This window comes from Tritonibacter scottomollicae, from assembly GCF_003003215.1.
Lineage (GTDB): Bacteria > Pseudomonadota > Alphaproteobacteria > Rhodobacterales > Rhodobacteraceae > Epibacterium > Epibacterium scottomollicae.
Genome location: NZ_PVUF01000006.1, coordinates 111,998 through 129,392, shown reverse-complemented (window position 1 = coordinate 129,392; position 17,395 = coordinate 111,998). Strand labels below are relative to the sequence as shown.

The following is a 17,395-nucleotide window of genomic DNA, read 5'->3' as shown; positions in this document are numbered from 1 at the left end:
GACAACAGGAGGCGGCCCGCCATGCGGCGGGCCCCTTCCGGTGTGCCCTCTATTCAATTTTTCAAATCCGGCTTAACGGGGAGTTCCATCCATGCCGCGCCTGATTTTCGTATTCGTTCTGAAGCTGGCCTTGATGTGCGGCCTTTCGGCCCATGCACAAGACGCCGCCCCGACTGCCCCCGACCGCAGCGCGACGGGTGGGGCACAGACGCTGGAGGACATCATGGCCCGCCAGCGTGGCGAGCCGATTGATGATCGTTTCCGCAGTGAGGCCACCGGCAACCCGGACGCGGCCGCCGCGATCAACGAGCACTTGGGCACCCTTGGTGGCCAGTCCGACCCGGAGCTGTGGCGGGCCTTGCGCTACAATTCTGCCGACATTCGCGTCTCGGCGGGCGGCGAAGTGGCCACTGTTCTGGTGCAGGATGGCGGCATGAGCTGGCTGACTTTCCGCGAAGGACCGCTGCGCCAATATGGCGGTTGGCTGCTCCTCGGCACGATGGGGGCGTTGGCGCTGTTCTTCCTGCTGCGAGGGCGGGTGCGTGTCGATGGCGAACAAACCGGTCGCACCGTGACCCGTTTTGAGTTCATCGAGCGTCTGGCCCATTGGATGCTGGCGGGATCTTTCATCCTGCTCGGGGTGACCGGCCTGTTGACGCTGTTCGGACGTGTGGCGATCCAGCCCTATCTGGGCAAGGACGTGAATTCCCTGCTGCTTATCGGCTCCAAATGGATCCACAATTCGGTGTCCTGGGCCTTCATGCTGGCCCTGATCATGGTGTTCTTCATGTGGGTTGCGCATAACATCCCCAACAAGCTCGATCTGGTCTGGATCAAGCAGTTTGGCGGCATCGTCGGCAAGAAACACCCGCCGGCAAAGAAGTTCAACGCAGGCCAAAAGGTGATCTTCTGGTCGGTGATCTTGTTCGGCGCGTCGATATCAATTTCCGGCCTGTCGCTGCTGTTCCCGTATGAACTGCCGCTCTTTGCCAAGACCTTCAGCATCCTCAACGATCTCGGTCTGCCGCAATGGCTGGGGTATGGTGCTTTGCCGACCGAGCTGGCGCCGCAGGAGGAAATGCAGTTGGCGCAGCTGTGGCATGCCATCGTGGCCTTTGTGCTGATGGCGATCATCATTGCGCATATCTACATCGGCACGGTGGGCATGGAGGGGGCCTATGATGCCATGGGCACCGGCGAGGTGGACGAAGCCTGGGCGCACCAGCACCATTCGATCTGGCTTGAGGAAGTTCAGGAGAAGGAGCGGGCGAAGTCCGGGACTACGGGCGCTACTCCGGCAGAATAGGACCATGGGGCGACTGACACCTGGCCTGCGCCTTGTGACGTCGCCCCGGTTGGCAAACCGGAAGACGGAGATCATCACTGGTAGCCGCGAGGGGATGCCGCAGGGCTCTTCCCTCGGGTGATGTTCCTTCTGATGTGCGTTCAGAAATGAGGAATGCCTTGAACGCCGGGGCTATAGATGTGCTTTTAGATCACCGGCTGGAGCGCTATATTACGGCCTGTCGGCTTCAATGAAACCAATGACGCAGATCGCGGCCCACATCGACCGGGCGGATCTGCAAGACCACCTGACAACTGCGACAACACACCAAGAGGACATCTGATATGAAAGCCATGCTTGCGGGCTTTGCCCTCATCGCCGTGATCGCCGTCGGCGCGGACTTTGCGCTGGAGCGTGCAGGGTTCTCCGCGCAGGATCAAAACTCTGGCGCTGCTGTACGCCTGAACTGATTGTATCCCATGAACGTCACCGCCCTTCGCGATGAGTATTCCGCGTCGCTGTCCTCCGCGTCGATCCTGGTGATTGATGACGAACCGGGCATGCGCCATTTCATGACCAAGGTGCTGGAGCCTCATTGTAAGCGGGTGGAGCAGGCGGCTTCGGCGAAGGACGCCTCTGACATCCTCGACAAGGCGCATTTCGATCTGATTGTGCTGGACAATATCATGCCCGGAAAGACGGGGCTTGAGTGGGTCGCCGAGCAGCGCCGAGTGGGGCTTTTTGCAGATACCATCCTGGTGACGGCCTATGCGGATCTGGACACTGCCATTCAGGCGTTGCGGATCGGGATTGCGGATTTCGTGCTCAAACCTTTTCGCGCCAATCAGATCCTGAACGCGGTGGCGCGGGCGTTGGATCGCAAGTATTTGCGCCGCGAAAACTACCTGCTGAAACATGAGCTCTCGGCAGAGAACGCGGGCGCGCGCGGGCGGTTGCTGGGCAAATCCGTGGCCATCGGCAAGGTCCGTCAGATGCTGCAGCGTCTGGCACCGCTGCCGACGCCGGTACTGTTCACAGGGGCGTCCGGCACCGGCAAGGAGATTGCGGCACGCACGCTGCATTCGCTGTCTGACCGGGCCGAACAGCCCTTTGTTGCCGTCAACTGCGCCGGCCTGTCGCCGGATCGGCTGGCGGAGGAATTGTTTGGCGTGATCGATGCGCAGGACCGCCGCCGCGACGGGCTATTCCTGCACGCCGATGGCGGCACGCTGTTCCTTGATGAAGTGGCGCAGATGCCCGAACAGGTGCAGGCGGCGCTGCTGCGGGTGCTGGAGGATCAGAAGGTGCGTCCGGTGGGAGCAGAGCGGGACATTCCGCTGAATTTGCGCTTTCTGTTTGCCACCAATGCGGACCTGCAGCAGGCGGTCGAAAGCGGGCGGTTCCGCGCCGACCTCTATCACCGCATCAACGTCGTGAACATCGAGATGCCGCCCCTGCGACAGCGCATCGAGGATATCGTCGAGCTGGCGGCGCTGTTCACGGAACAATTCGCCCTCAGCCTTGGCATGCCAACCTTGGAGCTGGATGAGGAGACGTTGCTGAAATTCTCCCGCTACGACTGGCCCGGCAACGTGCGGGAGCTGCGCAACCTTGTCGAACGTTCGGTGATCCTTGGTGCCTTTCCAGAGGAATTCACAGGCACTGGGTCCGTCACCGGAGTGGAGGCAGTCGAAAACCTCGATATGGTGATGCAGCGCCATATCATGCATGTGCTCGATGCCTGTGAGGGCAATCGGGCAGAGGCGGCGCGGCGGCTTGGGGTCTCGCGCAAGACCATTGACAGGAAATGTGCCAGCTGGGGCGTTTGAGAGGCCTTAGCCGACGGCTGAGTGCAAATCCTGACAGCGGTGCGTCGGGACGCTGTGCTAGTGCGGGGCGTTGAGATCTGCGGCGGACGACGAAGGATCCGGCAACCAGATCAGGAACTCTGCGCCACGCGCTTTGCGGTTGCGCACCGTAATGCGGCCCCCGGCGCGCTGGATCAAAGTCTGGCTGATCGACAGGCCAAGCCCGGTGCCCTCTCCTTGTTTGGTGGTGAAGAACGGATCGAAAATATGATCGATCCGTTCGGATGGAATGCCGGGACCGGTGTCTGCGATGCGCAGGGCGGTGCCGTTCTGACCCTCACGGGACGTCGCCCCAACGGAAATCGCTAGGGTACCCCGTCCATCCATCGCCTGGGTGGCGTTGATGATGATGTTGATCACAACTTGCTGTAACTCACCGGGGTCGATGCAGACGCAAGATGTGTCGTCGAACTGGGTGAGGACCCGGATCTCCTGTTTCGAGATCACATGATCCACCAATACCAGACAATCGCGAACCACGGCGGCCACGTCTACATGTTCCGCAAAGGTGCCAAAGTCTGATGGCCTTGCGAATTGCAACAGCTTTCCGACGATGGCACCGATCCGCATCACCTGATTGTCGATCAGATCGAGTTCGGTCTGCACCGGGTCGGCGGCCTCGCCGAGCGTCATGCGCATCACATCCACATTGCCTTGGATAACGGCGACCGGATTGTTGATCTCATGCGCAACGCCGGCGGTGATTTCACCGATCGACGCCAGCTTTTCGCTCATCACCAACTGCCGGAACGTCTCCTCCAGTTTGGTGTTGGCGACTTTCAGCTCCCGGGTGCGTTCCTCGACGCGGGCGTTCAGCTCGTCCGCCCAGTTGCGCAGGCGCTTGTCCCGCTCCTGCACCTGATCCAGCAGAGTGTCGAGATGGCTGGCGACCTGGCCGATTTCGTCACTGCGCCCGATGGTGCCATTGCGCGCAGTCAGATCGCCGCGCTTCACCCGCGCCATGGTGCGGGTCATGCGTTCGAGCGGGGCAAAAATCCCTTTAGCCAGCCACAGGAACAACGGTGCGGTCAAGGCGATGACCAGAACAAAGGCGCCGGCAACCGTCCAGTAGGCGGCTCTCTTTGCGGTCTGGTAGGGGGCCTCCAGAAAGCCGACATAGAGCATGCCGACCCGTTTCCCAAAACTGTCGGTCAGCGGCATGTAGCCTGAGATATACCAGTCGTTCACGACAAAAGCGCGATCAAGCCAGGTCTCGCCGTCGCCTAAAACCGCGCCGCGCACGGCAGCCGAGACCCGCGTTCCAAGCGCCCGCACATCTTCGAACAGACGGACATTGGTCGAAATGCGGGTGTCGTCGAGAAACAGTGTTGCGGTGCCCTGACGGCTGACATCCGATTGCCCGTGCAGATAGACCAGCGCATTGATGGTATCGATGAAATCAAGGTTGCGGTTCAGCAGCAATCCACCAACCAACACACCGTCGGCGCCGCTGACGCGCACCGGGGCGGCGGTATGGACGACCATGCCCCGATCCTCGACGTCGTGATCGGTGGGGGCAGCTGCTTCGGTCTCGATCAGGTCTATGCTCGCCTGCGCCGCCAAGGCAGGAGACACATCCATGAGTTCTGCAGCAGAGAAGATATCTATTTCCGACGCCATGCGGCCAGCGGCGGCCTCGTGGATCACCGGCCATTTCGCCTTGGCCGCCGTCAAGGCGTCGCCTTGCAACAGATAGAGGAAATCGAGCTGCAACGCGCTCTTTTGGGTGGTGAGAAAGCGGTCAACCTGAAGCGCGCCGGAGGACAGCACCGTTGCCAGACGCGCCGAATCTGCCAATCCCTGCAAGGTGCGGGCGGAGTTGCCCTGGAGCTGGCCGAGGTATTGTTCGGCGATCCGCAGGTCACTTTCGACATTGGCGATCAGGACCTTGTCGTAATCTGCGTTCCATCGCGCCATCGCGACCACCATCAGCAGCGGCATCAGGACACTAAGGGGCAGCAACGCAAGGATCAGCAGGCGCAGGCGAACGGATTTCAGCACAAGCGATGGTCTCCTTGCGGTGCCACCGACGCAGGTGGCAATAGTCCGTCAGTGTCGCCGGATCGACGCCGGGGGGCAAGACCACAGGCGAGGCCCGAACGGACCCTACAAAGAGGCCTCACACTGGCAACGTTCGGATGATGTTATTCTGGGATCTTTTTGCCGGCCCAATCAAACTGTCCGCCGCTGTCCTTTGGGTTCAATCCGTCAAGCACCCCTTGCAGACAGTTGGCGGCATAGTCGGGGGCGAACAGTTTGTCCTCGGGCACATTGGACTGAAACGGGGCCGACAACCCTGTGTCGACGGTTCCCGGATGCAGGCAGACACAAATCGCATCCGGGTTCTTGCGCGCCACCTCGATCGCATAGTTGCGCATCAACATGCACAGCGCGGCCTTGGACGCGCGATAGGCATGCCAACCGCCAAATCCATTGTCGGAAATTGACCCGACCCGCGCGGACAATGCCGCAAAGACCGTGCGGCCCTGACGCGGCATCCGCCCCAGCAGGTGTTTGGCCACCAGCCCGGGGCCGAACGTATTGACGCGGAACACCTGTTCGAAAGCGGCCATGCTTTGCTGACGATAGGATTTTTCCGGCTTCAGCCCTGTTTCGGGGTCGCTCAGCAGGCCGGTGGCCACCAGAACCAGATCCGGTTCTCCCAGCTGTGGCGCCAGCGCCTCTAGGTCCGTCTCGCAGGTGATGTCAGCGCGGTGCGGAGTGATCTTCTCGCCGGTTGGCAATGCATCTATGCGGCGTCCGACGGCATGGATGCGGGTGACGCTGTCGCGTGCGGCGTAGGCCGCGACCAGCGCACGCCCCAGCCCTCCTGACGCGCCGAAAATGACGACTTCGCGGGGAGTGCTCTGCGTCATATGAGCCTCGTGACAAGTTTGCGTGGCAGATACGCCGCGATACGAAAGACCCAGGAAAATGGCGCGGGAAAGGCGCTTTGAAACCGGTTTGAGCGCAGCGCTTTCATGCAACAGGCCGCAGCGTCCTCGGGGCTTTGAATCATCGGCATCGTGAAGTCGTTCTTCGCGGTCAGCCGGGTCTTGATGAAGCCGGGGTTTATCACCTGAACCTTCACATCCGTATCGCGCAGATCACGATGCAGGTTTTCGCCCAGATGCATCACCGCCGCCTTGGAGGCACCATAGCCGATGGCACCGGGCAAGCCGGTGTAGCCAGCAAGCGAGCCGATCAGGGCGATATGCCCGCGCCCCCGCTGCGCCATGCGCGGGGCCACTCTGCCCAGCACACGCATGACCCCCATGAAGTTCACCTCACAGATTTCTTCGGCTGCCTCGGGCTCCCAGTCCTGAACCGTCATCGGATCATAAAGACCGGCGCAATAGAGCACCGCATCCGCGTCTTGGGCCGCCTCTGCCGCGGCCGTCACGGATCGCGCGTCGGTCACATCCATCGGCAACGGCACGGCGTCGCGCAGCTCACCGGCCAATTCCGTCAACCTGTCCGGGTTTCGGGCGGATAGGATCAGCCGCGCGCCTTCGCGGTCCAGCGCCGTGGCCAACGCACGACCGAGACCTTCGCTGGCGCCGATGATCCACCAGGTCTGTCCTTCAAAACTCATTGCTCTGCCTCCGTGTCCGGGGCCGGGCGAATGGTGGCGATCAGTTCAGCCACCTTGACGCCGAACTTGCGCATCTCGGAGCGGTTCATGATGGTACCGTTCTCCATCAGGTACATCCAGTCGGTGACGTCCAGCACATGCCCGCCGCCGTCCTCGGGCAGACGGATGCGATAGTCGAGCCGCACGCTTGCGCCGGAGTGCTGACCGCGCCCTGTGCCGATGATATCGTCCGCCTCGGCAGTGAAGGCGCCATCAGGCCCGGCGGTGAGGATCCATTTTCGCGCCTGCGTGCCGCCGCCTGCATATTGGAAGTCTTCGCTCAGCGTGCCGCTGTCGCCCTCCCACTCGCCTGTCATTTCCGCAACGAAACGCGACACCACGCGCCCGGTGGGACCGTAAATCATCCCTTCGGAGATGAAACGCCCGCTCAGATGTTTGCGGATGTCAAAGGCGGGCCCGGTGTTCGCATAGTCCGAGGGCCGCTGGGCACGAAAGCCGAATCCGGGGCGCAGCAGCAGGAGGAGCAGCACGAGGATGATAAGAGCAAGCAGGAGCTTCATGCAGAAACCTCTTTCCGGGGGAGTTGCAGCGCCAGCACGATGGCGACGCATTTGATGAGACAGGGCAGCACTGCGTAGCCCAGCGTTAGCGCGGTGAGGGCGGCGTCGGAATTCGTGGCACCGGGGCGGTAGCCGCTGATTTCCAGCAGGGGCAGCAACAGCACGGCCGCGCTGGCCAGCGCCAGTTTGGCGGCAAAGGACCAAAGGCCAAAGGCGCGACCCGCCTGCAGCCCGGCGCGGTTCAATGCGCCGGCAAAGAGCACCGGCAGGATCACCATATCGGCGCCAAGTGCTGCACCGGAGCCGAGGCAGATCAGCGCAAACCCGAAGGCCGCCTCTGTGGGCAGGGCCGCAGCGCCGATAAAGGCCACGATGGCCAGCCCCATGGCGGGCACCAGCACCCGGGCCGGGCCGAAGCGCGCAGAGGCGCGGGTCCAGAGTGGGACCGATAGCCCTGCGGCAAGGAAAAACAGGATGAGGAAGGGACCAGCCAGATCCGGCAGGCGCAACCGGTCCTCGACGAAGAACAGGAACAGGGTCGAGGTGATCGCCACCGGCAGTGCGTTGACAAAGGCCAGCCCCAGCAGGCCAAGCGCGCCGGAGCTGCGCAGCTCGGACAGGGACAGCGGGCGTTCTGCCGGTGCCGAGACACGCCAAAGGGGGCGGCTCACCACGAGGGCGATCAGGCAGACCGCTGCCAGCAATAGGCCAAAAGCGCTGTAGCCGCTGCCAGATGCGCCAAGGGCCACCAACGCGGTTGGTGCGGTTGCAGCGAGGATGATCCCGCCCAACGTGCCGGCCTCGCGATAGCCTGCAAGTCGGATCAGCCCATCGGAGCTGCCGGCGAGGGCAGCGCTCTGGCCATAGAACAGGATGGTGCCAAGGCTATATGCGGTGAAGACCAGAACCAGCGCCGCGATCAGCCAGGGGATCGTGCCTGTTTCCGGGCGGAGGGTGTAAAGCATCACGAAACCAAGCCCCATGCCAAGCGCGGCCAGCACCGCAAGGGCGGGTTTGCGCGCCGGGTAGCGATCAACCAGCCAGCCAAGCGCCGGGTCCTGAGCAAAATCCATCACGCGGATGCCCGCCAGGATCACCCCGAGGGTCGCAAGGCTCAGCCCCAGCTCACCGGTGGCATAGCGCGGCAGATGGATATAGAGCGGCAGACCGGCGGCCGCCAGCATCAGCGCATAGGTGCTGACGCGCCAGGGATGCATCATTCGCCCCGCAACTGGGCCGAAAGGCGCGCGGACCGGCTGTTGGGCGACAGCCATATCCCGAGGAACCGCTTGCGCAGATCCGGGTGGGAGACACGGCAGGTCCGCGCGCCATTGAGGCGCATTTCGACGGTATCTGGCTTGGTGGACACGGCCACGTAGTGGTCCCCGTCACCCACGGCGCGAAAGCAGGTGGCCAGTTTCTTCAACATTTGCGGTTGATCCGAGCGCGTGCCCTCGATGCGCTGCAACTCCTTGCGGGTGCCCTGCAACAGATCCTCGGCAGAGAAGCCGCGCGCGTAGTCCAGTCGCAACGACAAGGGCCGGTCCCAGTCGAATTGATCGGCCCCTTCGGTGTGCAAGGTGGCGGTATAGACCTCAAAGCCGAGAAACCGCAGGGTGGCCTGCCCCAGTGGGACGGGCGCGCCAAGGCCGGTGCCATTGGCATGGCTGATGGCGGGGGCTCCAAGGGTCAGGACCAGTGCGAGTACCGCGCGAAGATCAACTCGCATGGGCCAGCTCCACCTGTACCACATCTGTTTGACGGGTCTCGAACGAGGCGGCGCAGATCTGCAGGTAAAACTGCCAGTTGCGCAGGAAGCTCTGGTCGTAGCCAAGCCCCAGAACCTTGTCCGAAGCGGCGCTGAGCCGATCCGACCACATGCGGCAGGTGCGGGCGTAATCGAGACCAAAGCCAAAGTTGTCGGTGACCTTCAGGCCTGCCTGCTGGGCGTGATGGGCGATCATCGCATTGGACAGCAGCATGCCACCCGGGAAGGTGTACTGCCGGATGTAGTCCGACCCCTTGCGATAGATGTCGAAATAGGCGTCGGGCACCGTGATGGCCTGCACGACTGCGCGGCCGCTCTCGGTCAAACGGTCCTTCAGCATGGCGAAATACTGTGGCCAATACCGCTCGCCCACCGCTTCGATCATCTCGATCGACACGATGCCGTCGAATTTGCCTTTGGTGTCGCGATAGTCGCAGAGCTGAATTTCCGCGCGCCCGTCAAGCCGCGCATCGGCAAACCCGTGCTGGCTGGGCGAGATGGTGATACCGGTCACATGGCGGCCATGATCGGCCGCACGTTCGGCAAATCCACCCCAGCCGCAGCCGACCTCCAGGATACGTTCGGCGTCGCTGGCACGGTTGAGGATGCGGTCGTACTTGCGGTGCTGGGCATCCTCCAGATTGCGGTCGCCGGGGGCAAAGAGGGCCGAGGAATAGGTCATGCTTTCATCGAGCCAGAGCTGATAGAACTCATTGCCGACATCGTAATGCGCCTTGATGTTGCGGCTGGCGCCACTGCGGGAATTTGCGCGTAGCAAACGGTCCACGACGCGGAATTTCAACGTGGCCAGCGGGCTCGGGTAGGCAAAGGCCTCGAGGTAGTCGAGGTTCAACAGTGCCACCTGGGTCACCGCCTCGATCGATGGTGTATCCCAAAGACCGGCGACATAGGCCTCGCCCAGTCCGATGTCGCCGCGCGAGGCCAGCGCTGTGACCACTGACCAGTCGTTGATCTGCATTTCGGCTTCGGGCGCGCCTTGACCAAAATCATGCACTTCGCCTTCGGGCGTGATCAGCCGCAGGCTGCCGCGTCGTATCCTGGCACAGCTATCGAGAAAATCGCGTTTGACGCGGTTGGTGATGAACAGCATCAGCTTACCTCCTGTTCGGGCGGAAGCGGGCGTCTTCTGTAGCGCGCGCCCTTGAGTTTGAGTTTGAGCGCCTGCCAGTGGATCTGCGCGATGGTGCGCATGGCGCCCAGCGGGCGGCGCAGGGCGGCGGTGATCAGCCGGGAATTGCTCAGGGGATGACGGTCTCCGATCAGCGTGGCGATGACGCCTTCGGAGCCGTTCTCATGGGCAATCCGGATGGCGATCCGATCCTCCCCGATATCAAACGTAAACCGATATGCGCCCGCGACCTCCTGAAAAGGTGAGACATGCATGATTTTCTGTGCCGTGAGGCAGGATTTCGCCGTGATGGGGGCAAAGTCGGGCAGGGCGCAGAGATAGCTGTGCCGATCGCCAAAGGTGTTGGACACCTCCGCAATCACCGCCCGCAGCGCGGTGCCGTCCATTGCCAGCCAGAAGCTGACCGGGTTGAAGATATAACCGAGGAATGAGGGCTGGGTCAGCAGCATGACGCGCAGCCCGGAAAGTGGCAGCCCGGCCTGCGTCAGGATCTCTTCGGCCCAGACCACACCGCGCCCCTGTCCGGGCGCGCCTCCGTGGCTGCGGTCCTGCACGGAAGCCAGGTTCCAGCGGTTGCGCGAGAACAGGCGCGGCCCGTCTGCGGATTTCGGGTCCAGCAGCACATAATCGACGCTGTAGCGAAACGAATTGCGGATGCTGCCACGGCGGGCGTGGGTGGTGTATCCTGCCACATGTTCAGGCCATATGTCGGTGCTGGCGCTCATGCCAGGACCTCTTGCGCATCACGGCTCGGCAGGTGACGGGCCTCCAGCGCACGGGCCACGCGGACCGCGCTGGCAAAACCGTCCTCGTGAAAGCCATGGCGCAGATAGGCCCCGGCGAACCAGGTGTTGTGTTGGCCCTGCATCGCCTGCACCGCGTCTTGCGCCCGGACCGCAGCGCGGTCGAAGACCGGGTGGCGAAAGGTCTTTTCATCGTAGATCAGCTTTGCGTTCACCTCCTGCACGGGGTTCAGCGACACAAACAGCGGATCGTTCTCCGGCAGGTTCTGCAGCCGGTTCATCCAGTAGGTAACGCCGATGGCAGGGCGGTCGTCTTGCTGGTCGGCCTTGTAGACCCAGGAGGACCAGCAGGCGCGACGTCGCGGCATCTGTCCGGCATCTCGGTGCAGGATCATTTGGTTGTCCTGATAGCGCATGACCCCGAGGGTGGCCTGCTCCTGCGTGGTTGGACGCGCCAGAAGGCGGAGTGCGTCGTCGGAATGGCAGGCAAAGATCACTTCGTCAAAGCCCTCCGACTGGCCATCGGGGAGATGCAGGGTAACGCCGCTGTCGTGACGCTCGACCGAGCGCACGGGGCAGGCGGCGCGCAGATCGACGCCGATTTTTTCCAGATGGGCACAGAGGCGGGTGACATATTGGATGCTGCCGCCCTTGACCGTCCACCACTGGTGCTGCCCCGCAGCGGACAGCAGCGCGTGATTGCGGAAGAAGCGCACCAGAGAGCGGGCCGGAAAATCGCGGATTTCTTCCGGCGGGGTGGACCAGATGGCGCCACAGATCGGCATCAGATAGTAGCGTTGGAACCACTCACCGAGAGACAGCTCCTTGACCAGCTCGCCGATAGTGGTGCTGTCGTCGCGGGCTGCGCCTTCGGCGCGGGCATTGAAGCGCAGAATATCGCGCACCATGCCAAAGAAGGCCGGACGCCCAAGGTTGCGCCGCTGCCCAAACAGGGCCGTGAGGTCCTTCAACCCGTATTCCACCGCGCCGTTCTGAATGGTGGCGCCAAAGGACATGTCGCTGCGCACGACTGGCACATCGAGTTCGTTGAACATGCGCGTCAGATGCGGGTAGTTCACGTAGTTGAACACGATGAAGCCGGTGTCGACAGGCTGGTCACCGCGAATGCCTGCTGTGACCGTGCGCGCGTGCCCTCCAAGACGCGGAGCGGCCTCGAACAGGGTCACGTCATGACGCGGCCCAAGACACCACGCCGACGCCAGTCCGGAAATCCCCCCACCCACGATTGCAATTCGGCGACGCTGTGACGAGAGGGCATCAAAAGACATGTAAACTCCATTGGTTTTGATGATCTTACGCAAGGCGCGGCCCGGTTGGATCAAAAAAGCAGAAAAGAAAAACGTGGCAGGGTTTCTTGCCGCTTTACGAATTTTTTGCGGGGTACAGAATTTTTGATCCAGCCGGAGCGGGTCGGCGTATGAAAGTTATGTTCGATGTCAGTGAAGACGTTCTTTTGGAAGACAGGCTTGAAGCCGAAGCCGCGCCCGCTAGGGTGGGCGATGGCGCGAAGCGTGCCAGGGAGAACATATTGGTGACAGGCGAACCCTATGCCGAAACAACGGTCTGGATGCTGGCGGTGCGCGACCAGCGGGACAAGGTGGCCTTTGGTCACCTGTTCGACCACTTCGCCCCCCGTTTGAAAGGGGTGATTTGTCGATCCGGCCTGCCGCCGGCTCAGGCGGAGGACATTGTGCAGGACGTCATGCTGACGGTCTGGCGCAAGGCGCATATGTTCGACCCCGGTCGGGCGCAGGTTTCGGCCTGGATATATCAGATTGCGCGCAACCGTCAGATCGACGTGCTGCGCAAGGAACGCCGCCCGGTGCCGGAAGAGTTGAAACCGGCCGAGACGGCAGAAGACGACGCGTCACAGATTGTGGCGCTGGAAGAGGAGACGACAGCTTTGCGGGCGGCGCTGAACAGGTTGAAGCCCGCACAGCGCGAGATGGTCGAACGCGCCTATCTGGGCGAGTTGACCCATGCGGAGATCCGGGCCGAAACCGGCCTGCCGCTGGGCACCATCAAGTCGCGCATCCGGCTCGGGCTGGAAAAGCTGCGTCACGAATTGAAGGGAACGGACAGGACATGACGGGCATAACGCATCATATCCCTGACGAGCTGCTGATTGCATATGCCTCAGGCAGCTTGCCAAAGGCGTTTTCAACCGTGGTCGCCACGCATGTCTCCATGTGTGATGAGTGCCGGGCCCGCCTTGGCGCGCATGAGACGCTGGGCGGCGCGCTGCTGGATGATACTCCCGTGCAGGAGGTCTCCTCCGATATGAAGGCGCGTCTGTTTGATGCGTTGGATACCCCGGCGGCGACAGAGCGGGTCTATGAGCGCTCCGGCATCTTTCCGGCACCGGTGATGGAGGCGCTGGGCGGCTTGCCACCGAAATGGAAGCCCCTTGGCCTCGGCGTGCGGCAGATGATCCTGAACCATGACCGCAGCGGCAGCGTGCGGCTGCTGTATATCCCGGGCGGCATGGCAGTACCGGATCACGGACACAACGGTCTGGAGCTGACTTTGGTGCTGCAGGGGGCCTTTTCGGATGAGACCGGCCGGTTTGGTGTTGGCGATCTGGAGGTTGCAGACGGCGATCTGGAGCATGAGCCGGTGGCCGAGGATGGCCCGGCCTGCATCTGCCTTGCGGCTACCGATGCCGCGCTGCGGTTCCGGTCCTTTGTCCCGCGCATGCTGCAGCCGATCTTCCGGATCTGACGCAAGGGTCTTACGAGGCTCTGCCTCGTGCTCCGGGATATTTATGCAGAAGATGAAAAGGGCCGCGGCATGTGCTGCGGCCCTTTGGTGTTTGGGTCTGAGGTCTTCAGCTCTGAGCTCTGCTGGAGGTCAGAGGAATTTGCCCATCGCGCGACCAGTGTCGATCATGCGGTTGGAGAAGCCCCATTCGTTGTCGTACCAGCTGACCACGCGCACCAGACCTTCGGAAGTGACGGCGGTTTGCGGCGCAGCAAAGATCGACGACCGGCGGTCATGGTTGAAGTCGGTCGAGACCAGCGGCTCGTCCTCGTAGCCGAGGATGCCCTTGAGCGGGCCGTCGGCGGCAGCCGCCTGGATCGCGGCGTTGATGCTCTCGACGCTGGCGGCTTTTTCCGGCTGGAAGGTCAGATCGACGACGGAGACATTTGGCGTCGGCACCCGGATGGCGGAGCCTTCCAGACGGCCCTTCAGATGCGGCAGCACTTCGGAGATTGCGCGGGCAGCCCCGGTGGAGGTTGGGATCATCGACAGCGCCGCGGCGCGGGCGCGATAGAGATCCTTGTGGGCGCTGTCATGGGTCGGCTGGTCGCCGGTATAGGCGTGGATGGTGGTCATGTAGCCGGTCTTGATGCCGAATGCATCGTCCAGCACCTTGGCCACCGGGGCCAGACAATTGGTGGTGCAGGAGGCATTGGAGACGATCACATCCTTAGCGGTCAGATCCGCGTCGTTGACGCCGAAGACCACGGTGCGGTCGACCTCTTTGCCCGGTGCGGAAATCAGCACCCGCTGGGAGCCGTTTTCCAGGTGGCGGGCGGCGGCCTCGCGGGAGGTGAAGAGGCCGGTGCACTCATATGCGATGTCCACGTCGGACCAAGGCAGCTCTTCGGGGTTGCGGATCGCGGTCAGGCGGATCTCGTGGCGGCCCACTTTCATGGTGTCGCCCTCGATCACCACCTCGGCGCCGAGACGGCCATGCACGCTGTCGTATTTCAGCAGGTGGACCTGGGTTGCGGGTGCGGCGAGGTCATTGATCGCCACGACTTCGACGTCGGTGGTGTCATTCTCCAGCAGCGCACGCAGCACATTGCGGCCAATCCGGCCAAATCCATTGATCGCGATCTTAAGGGTCATTTGCCAATAACTCCGGTTCGGTTTCCGGGCACGGCACCCTGATGGTACCGCTATCACTCGCGGCCATCGTTAACGCTAACGTCGCCGTCGATCAAGCCCCGTGACGATGCCTGCCCCTCGGCATCACGGCGATTTATTACCTATTGGAGCGTAGCGCATTTCCGATCCACGTCACGATACCTGCCCGTAAAATGGTCACTTTGCGCAAAACCCGCGCCAAGTGGCGGGCCAGCGGTTTACGCAAGTGCGATGGCGCGGCTAGGCTGAGGCTCAGAGGTCATTGAGCGAAGCAATTGAAGGCAAAGCGGAAAATGATCCGCGCGCAGCCGGAGGAGGGTCGGACATGGTGCAGCGCAGCGCGTCTTTTGGGGGTCGTCTGACACGGCTCCTGCAGCAGATCTATCCGGAGCTGGACAGCGAGATCCTGGGCTCTCAGGTGGTGGAAGCCTTCTGGCCGCAGGACACGCACCGGCGCAAACGGCCGCGCACGCCGGGCAACACGCTCTGGTCCGAGCGGGATGCGCTGCTGATCGCTTATGGCAATTCGCTGGTTGATGGCAGCCACAAGCCGCTGGATTTGCTGCATGATTTCCTGCTGACCCATATGAAGGGCGTCGTGGACGGCGTGCATATTCTGCCGTTCTTTCCCTATACATCGGACGACGGGTTTGCGGTCACTGATTATCGCAAGGTCAATCCGGAGCTGGGCGACTGGGCCGATATCCGGCGCATTGGCGGGGCGTTTCACCTGATGTCGGACATGGTTCTGAACCATGTCTCCTCGCAAAGCCCATGGTTCAACGCCTACCGCCAGGGGCAGGCGCCTTTCGACGGGTTTTTCTACGAGGCCAGCCCTGAGCAAGACCTGTCGCAGGTGGTGCGGCCCCGCACGACTCCGCTGCTGCAGGAGGTGGAGACGGCAAACGGGGTGAAACACGTCTGGTGCACCTTCAGCCACGATCAGGTCGATCTGAATTTCGAGAACCCGGAGGTGCTGCTGGAAATCCTGCGCATCATCCGGCTGCATATCGACCAGGGGGTGCGGATCATCCGGCTCGACGCGGTGGCCTTCATCTGGAAACAGGCCGGCAGCCCCTCGATCCACCTGCCAGAAACCCATGCCATCGTGCAACTTTTGCGTCTGCTGGCGGATTACGCGACCGAGACGGTGGTGCTCTTGACCGAGACCAATGTGCCGCGGGCAGAGAACCTGAGTTATTTCGGCAATCGCAACGAGGCCCATGTGGTCTACAACTTCCCGCTGCCGCCGCTGATCCTGCATGCTGTGCTGGCGGGCTCGGCGCGGTTTTTGCTGAAATGGGCCCGGGCGATGCCGCCAGCGCCGCTGGGCTGTGCCTATCTGAATTTCACCGCCAGCCACGATGGGATCGGCATGAGGCCGGCCGAGGGCGTGTTGCCGCAGGCGGAGATCGATCAGATGATTGAGTGTGTCAGGGAGAGCGGCGGTCTGGTCTCCATGCGGTCGCTACCGGATGGCGGAGAGGCGCCCTACGAGGTGAATTGCACTTACTTCGATGCCATGTCGCGCACCCTGCAGGGGGCGGATGATCTGAAAGTTGGCCGCTTTATCTGCTCCCAGACCATTTCGATGAGCCTTGAGGGCATTCCAGCCTTCTACATTCATGCGCTTCTGGCGACACCAAATGACCATGACGCAGTGGCGCGGCGGGGGATGAACCGGGCGATCAACCGGCACCGCTGGGATTATCCGGCGTTGTGTGAGCGGCTTCAGGACGCGCAGACGGAGCAGTCACAGGTGCTCTCGGCATTGTCGGACCGGCTGCGCCTGCGGGCGCAGCAACCGGCGTTTCATCCCAATGCGACGCAGTTCACCCTGCAGTTGGACGACCGGGTGTTTGCCCTCTGGCGGCAATCGCTGGACCGGGCGCAATCGATCTTTGCCCTGCACAACGTCAGCGCCGATGGGGTGATCCTGCCGCCGGGGGCGCTGAACCTGATCGAAGGGGAGGACTGGCAGGATCTCCTGTCGGGCGAGGGCGTGACCTGGGATGCGGAAATCACACTTGCGCCCTATCAATGCCGCTGGATTACCAATCAGGCTTGAGAAGATTGCCCGCCTGCGATGGGGCTGCTAAGCACGGGGAAATGCCCCTCCAGACAAGGGAATTGTTGATGTTGGAGATTGCAACCACCTGCTGACGGTTTCGGTATTCCCGGAACCTGTCGCACCCGCGAAACGCGCGACGCCTCTGCGCGCGCGTGGCGGTTTTGACGTGGTTCAATCACAGGCAGACTTCAATGAACATCTCGAAACACGAACAGCGCGTGCTGCACGCGCTGGCGCAGGGCGGGCGTATTCTCTATGAGCGCGCGCCAAACGGACGGGTCACCGAGGTGACCTGCGTGACCCGCGACGGGTTGATCCTCAGCAACTGCACGCTGGAGATTTTTCGGCGGCTGAAGCGCAAACGGCTGGTCGAAAGCCGGATGTCCAGCCCTTATCAGATTTCCGAAAAGGGGCGCCGATCAGTGCGTTCACAGGCCGACAATCGATGACCAAGAGGGCGG

At 62.3% G+C, this 17,395-nt stretch carries 17 protein-coding genes; 7 read left to right on the top strand and 10 right to left on the bottom strand.

Translation table 11 applies throughout. The annotated features are described in order from the left end of the window. Window positions 1-91 precede the first annotated feature (91 nt). From CLV89_RS11695 to CLV89_RS11690, 3 genes are all read left to right on the top strand, one after another. A complete protein-coding gene (locus tag CLV89_RS11695; protein WP_106163846.1) occupies window positions 92-1,306 on the top strand; it encodes a formate dehydrogenase subunit gamma in 1,215 nt (404 codons plus the stop codon). Between the two features lie 323 nt (window positions 1,307-1,629). Continuing rightward, window positions 1,630-1,755: a hypothetical protein gene (locus tag CLV89_RS23140; RefSeq protein WP_279327903.1), complete on the top strand. Its 126-nt coding sequence runs from the start codon at window positions 1,630-1,632 to the stop codon at window positions 1,753-1,755. 9 nt (window positions 1,756-1,764) lie between these two features. Further along, window positions 1,765-3,114 (top strand): sigma-54-dependent transcriptional regulator, encoded by a 1,350-nt coding sequence (locus CLV89_RS11690; protein ID WP_106163845.1) that lies wholly within the window; start codon window positions 1,765-1,767, stop codon window positions 3,112-3,114. A 57-nt stretch (window positions 3,115-3,171) separates the two neighbouring features. Here the strand turns inward: CLV89_RS11690 and CLV89_RS11685 are convergent, their stop codons facing one another. From CLV89_RS11685 to CLV89_RS11645, 9 genes are all read right to left on the bottom strand, one after another. Then, window positions 3,172-5,151: a sensor histidine kinase gene (locus tag CLV89_RS11685; protein ID WP_106163934.1), complete on the bottom strand. Its 1,980-nt coding sequence runs from the start codon at window positions 5,149-5,151 to the stop codon at window positions 3,172-3,174. 146 nt (window positions 5,152-5,297) lie between these two features. Beyond that, window positions 5,298-6,029: an SDR family NAD(P)-dependent oxidoreductase gene (locus tag CLV89_RS11680; protein WP_106163844.1), complete on the bottom strand. Its 732-nt coding sequence runs from the start codon at window positions 6,027-6,029 to the stop codon at window positions 5,298-5,300. Continuing rightward, window positions 6,026-6,748, bottom strand: a complete 723-nt coding sequence (locus tag CLV89_RS11675; protein WP_106163843.1) for an SDR family NAD(P)-dependent oxidoreductase — start codon at window positions 6,746-6,748, stop codon at window positions 6,026-6,028. Before CLV89_RS11675 ends, CLV89_RS11680 begins: the two co-directional genes overlap by 4 nt. Further along, on the bottom strand, window positions 6,745-7,308 hold the full coding sequence (locus CLV89_RS11670) for a DUF3833 domain-containing protein (RefSeq protein WP_106163842.1): 564 nt from the start codon (window positions 7,306-7,308) through the stop codon (window positions 6,745-6,747). The genes CLV89_RS11675 and CLV89_RS11670 overlap by 4 nt, the downstream gene beginning before the upstream one ends. Beyond that, on the bottom strand, window positions 7,305-8,528 hold the full coding sequence (locus CLV89_RS11665) for an MFS transporter (RefSeq protein ID WP_106163841.1): 1,224 nt from the start codon (window positions 8,526-8,528) through the stop codon (window positions 7,305-7,307). The genes CLV89_RS11670 and CLV89_RS11665 overlap by 4 nt, the downstream gene beginning before the upstream one ends. Further along, window positions 8,525-9,037 carry a chalcone isomerase family protein gene (locus tag CLV89_RS11660; protein ID WP_106163840.1) on the bottom strand — a complete coding sequence of 171 codons (513 nt, stop codon included), beginning with the start codon at window positions 9,035-9,037 and terminating at the stop codon, window positions 8,525-8,527. Before CLV89_RS11660 ends, CLV89_RS11665 begins: the two co-directional genes overlap by 4 nt. Then, window positions 9,027-10,187: an SAM-dependent methyltransferase gene (locus tag CLV89_RS11655; protein ID WP_106163839.1), complete on the bottom strand. Its 1,161-nt coding sequence runs from the start codon at window positions 10,185-10,187 to the stop codon at window positions 9,027-9,029. Before CLV89_RS11655 ends, CLV89_RS11660 begins: the two co-directional genes overlap by 11 nt. Continuing rightward, complete coding sequence (locus CLV89_RS11650) at window positions 10,187-10,951, bottom strand: DUF1365 domain-containing protein (protein WP_106163838.1); 765 nt, start codon at window positions 10,949-10,951, stop codon at window positions 10,187-10,189. Before CLV89_RS11650 ends, CLV89_RS11655 begins: the two co-directional genes overlap by 1 nt. Beyond that, window positions 10,948-12,258 carry an NAD(P)/FAD-dependent oxidoreductase gene (locus CLV89_RS11645; protein ID WP_106163933.1) on the bottom strand — a complete coding sequence of 437 codons (1,311 nt, stop codon included), beginning with the start codon at window positions 12,256-12,258 and terminating at the stop codon, window positions 10,948-10,950. Before CLV89_RS11645 ends, CLV89_RS11650 begins: the two co-directional genes overlap by 4 nt. A gap of 299 nt (window positions 12,259-12,557) precedes the next feature. Between CLV89_RS11645 and CLV89_RS11640 the strand changes: the two genes are divergently transcribed. Continuing rightward, complete coding sequence (locus tag CLV89_RS11640; protein WP_207796919.1) at window positions 12,558-13,079, top strand: sigma-70 family RNA polymerase sigma factor; 522 nt, start codon at window positions 12,558-12,560, stop codon at window positions 13,077-13,079. Next, a complete protein-coding gene (locus CLV89_RS11635) occupies window positions 13,076-13,711 on the top strand; it encodes a ChrR family anti-sigma-E factor (RefSeq protein WP_106163837.1) in 636 nt (211 codons plus the stop codon). Before CLV89_RS11640 ends, CLV89_RS11635 begins: the two co-directional genes overlap by 4 nt. A 129-nt stretch (window positions 13,712-13,840) precedes the next feature. Here CLV89_RS11635 and gap read toward each other — a convergent pair whose 3' ends face one another. Beyond that, window positions 13,841-14,845: a type I glyceraldehyde-3-phosphate dehydrogenase gene (gap, locus tag CLV89_RS11630; RefSeq protein ID WP_106163836.1), complete on the bottom strand. Its 1,005-nt coding sequence runs from the start codon at window positions 14,843-14,845 to the stop codon at window positions 13,841-13,843. A 343-nt stretch (window positions 14,846-15,188) separates the two neighbouring features. Here gap and CLV89_RS11625 point away from each other — a divergent pair, with 343 nt between their 5' ends. After that, complete coding sequence (locus tag CLV89_RS11625) at window positions 15,189-16,931, top strand: sugar phosphorylase (protein WP_106163835.1); 1,743 nt, start codon at window positions 15,189-15,191, stop codon at window positions 16,929-16,931. A gap of 194 nt (window positions 16,932-17,125) precedes the next feature. Beyond that, window positions 17,126-17,383, top strand: a complete 258-nt coding sequence (locus CLV89_RS11620; protein ID WP_106163834.1) for a YjhX family toxin — start codon at window positions 17,126-17,128, stop codon at window positions 17,381-17,383. Window positions 17,384-17,395: the final 12 nt, after the last annotated feature.

What these genes read in the sequence shown, in the direction of transcription:
- CLV89_RS11695 (WP_106163846.1), top strand. Translation starts at nt 92, where the DNA reads ATGCCGCGCCTGATTTTCGTATTCGTTCTGAAGCTGGCCTTGATGTGC.
- CLV89_RS23140 (WP_279327903.1), top strand. Translation starts at nt 1,630, where the DNA reads ATGAAAGCCATGCTTGCGGGCTTTGCCCTCATCGCCGTGATCGCCGTC.
- CLV89_RS11690 (WP_106163845.1), top strand. Translation starts at nt 1,765, where the DNA reads ATGAACGTCACCGCCCTTCGCGATGAGTATTCCGCGTCGCTGTCCTCC.
- CLV89_RS11680 (WP_106163844.1), bottom strand. Translation starts at nt 6,029, where the DNA reads ATGACGCAGAGCACTCCCCGCGAAGTCGTCATTTTCGGCGCGTCAGGA.
- CLV89_RS11675 (WP_106163843.1), bottom strand. Translation starts at nt 6,748, where the DNA reads ATGAGTTTTGAAGGACAGACCTGGTGGATCATCGGCGCCAGCGAAGGT.
- CLV89_RS11670 (WP_106163842.1), bottom strand. Translation starts at nt 7,308, where the DNA reads ATGAAGCTCCTGCTTGCTCTTATCATCCTCGTGCTGCTCCTCCTGCTG.
- CLV89_RS11665 (WP_106163841.1), bottom strand. Translation starts at nt 8,528, where the DNA reads ATGATGCATCCCTGGCGCGTCAGCACCTATGCGCTGATGCTGGCGGCC.
- CLV89_RS11660 (WP_106163840.1), bottom strand. Translation starts at nt 9,037, where the DNA reads ATGCGAGTTGATCTTCGCGCGGTACTCGCACTGGTCCTGACCCTTGGA.
- CLV89_RS11655 (WP_106163839.1), bottom strand. Translation starts at nt 10,187, where the DNA reads ATGCTGTTCATCACCAACCGCGTCAAACGCGATTTTCTCGATAGCTGT.
- CLV89_RS11650 (WP_106163838.1), bottom strand. Translation starts at nt 10,951, where the DNA reads ATGAGCGCCAGCACCGACATATGGCCTGAACATGTGGCAGGATACACC.
- CLV89_RS11645 (WP_106163933.1), bottom strand. Translation starts at nt 12,258, where the DNA reads ATGTCTTTTGATGCCCTCTCGTCACAGCGTCGCCGAATTGCAATCGTG.
- CLV89_RS11640 (WP_207796919.1), top strand. Translation starts at nt 12,558, where the DNA reads ATGCTGGCGGTGCGCGACCAGCGGGACAAGGTGGCCTTTGGTCACCTG.
- CLV89_RS11635 (WP_106163837.1), top strand. Translation starts at nt 13,076, where the DNA reads ATGACGGGCATAACGCATCATATCCCTGACGAGCTGCTGATTGCATAT.
- gap (WP_106163836.1), bottom strand. Translation starts at nt 14,845, where the DNA reads ATGACCCTTAAGATCGCGATCAATGGATTTGGCCGGATTGGCCGCAAT.
- CLV89_RS11625 (WP_106163835.1), top strand. Translation starts at nt 15,189, where the DNA reads ATGGTGCAGCGCAGCGCGTCTTTTGGGGGTCGTCTGACACGGCTCCTG.
- CLV89_RS11620 (WP_106163834.1), top strand. Translation starts at nt 17,126, where the DNA reads ATGAACATCTCGAAACACGAACAGCGCGTGCTGCACGCGCTGGCGCAG.